Raw genomic sequence first — 1058 nt, forward strand, 5'->3', positions numbered from 1 at the left:
ATATCATCCTCGACCGCGACTACACTAAGTACGATTTCGCAGAGATAGAGCACAACCCCGTACGTTGTCCCGACCCCATCGCAGCAAAACGCATGGAGCAACTCATCGGCGAGATGAAAGCCGTGGGCGACACCATCGGTGGTGTGGTGACATGCGTAGTGAAAGGCTGCCCGAAGGGTATCGGCGAGCCCGAATTTGGCAAGCTTCACGCAATGCTCGGTGCTGCAATGCTCAGCATCAACGCTGCAAAAGGATTCGAATATGGCGAAGGTTTCAACTGCGCCACTGCACACGGCAGCGAACTGAACGACACATTCATAACAGAAGATGGAAGCATACGCACCGCTACAAATCATAGTGGGGGCATACAAGGAGGCATAAGCAACGGTGAGGATATCTACTTCCGCACAGCGTTTAAACCAACTGCAACCATTCTTCAAGAGCAGACAACTGTAGATAATGTAGGCAATTCTGCCACTCTACACGCAAAAGGACGCCACGACCCATGCGTGCTACCACGCGCAGTGCCAATCGTAGAAGCTATGGCTGCAATGGTAATCTTGGATTATATTATGCTCAACAAAGCAACAAATTCATAGAAAACATAAGTTTTATGAAGTTTTTTATTCTTGTTAAGATATTTTTACCAACAATATTGCGCATATAACAGAAATATTCATTATATTTGTAACCAGTAATTGAGGGCTTGTGAAAGTCTTGAATTAACTTAGTTAAGTCTAGTTTAGTTTTTGTGTTGGTTGAGGGCAGTTTATTGGCTGCCCTCAATTTTTTTTAACGAACATCAACCACATTCAGGTTATGCTTCTTCACATTGTCCACCATCCACGCCTTACGATACTCCTTTCCTTTTACAAACAGCTTCACATCCTGCACATCCACCTTTTTCACATTGCGAAAATACATGCCCCAAACCGGGAAGACGGGCCACTGGTCAGTAGGACGGTTCTCGAACCATGCCGGCAATGCAGGATCATCGATGCCATCAAACTCCATATCGCAACGACGCATCACAACACAATCAGTAGGCGCATTACCCC

The 1058-nt window shown here is 46.0% G+C and carries 2 protein-coding genes; one reads left to right on the forward strand and one right to left on the reverse strand.

Annotation, left to right across the window (positions count from 1 at the left end):
• Positions 1-599, forward strand: a 599-nt coding sequence (aroC, locus tag HMPREF0673_RS04095) for a chorismate synthase (RefSeq protein WP_007898435.1), incomplete at its 5' end; no start/stop codon positions are given.
• Between the two features lie 193 nt (positions 600-792).
• Here aroC and HMPREF0673_RS14490 read toward each other — a convergent pair.
• A partial coding sequence (locus HMPREF0673_RS14490; protein ID WP_007898436.1) for a hypothetical protein occupies positions 793-1058 on the reverse strand: 266 nt, incomplete at its 5' end.

It is taken from the genome of Leyella stercorea DSM 18206 (genome assembly GCF_000235885.1).
GTDB classification, from domain to species: domain Bacteria; phylum Bacteroidota; class Bacteroidia; order Bacteroidales; family Bacteroidaceae; genus Prevotella; species Prevotella stercorea.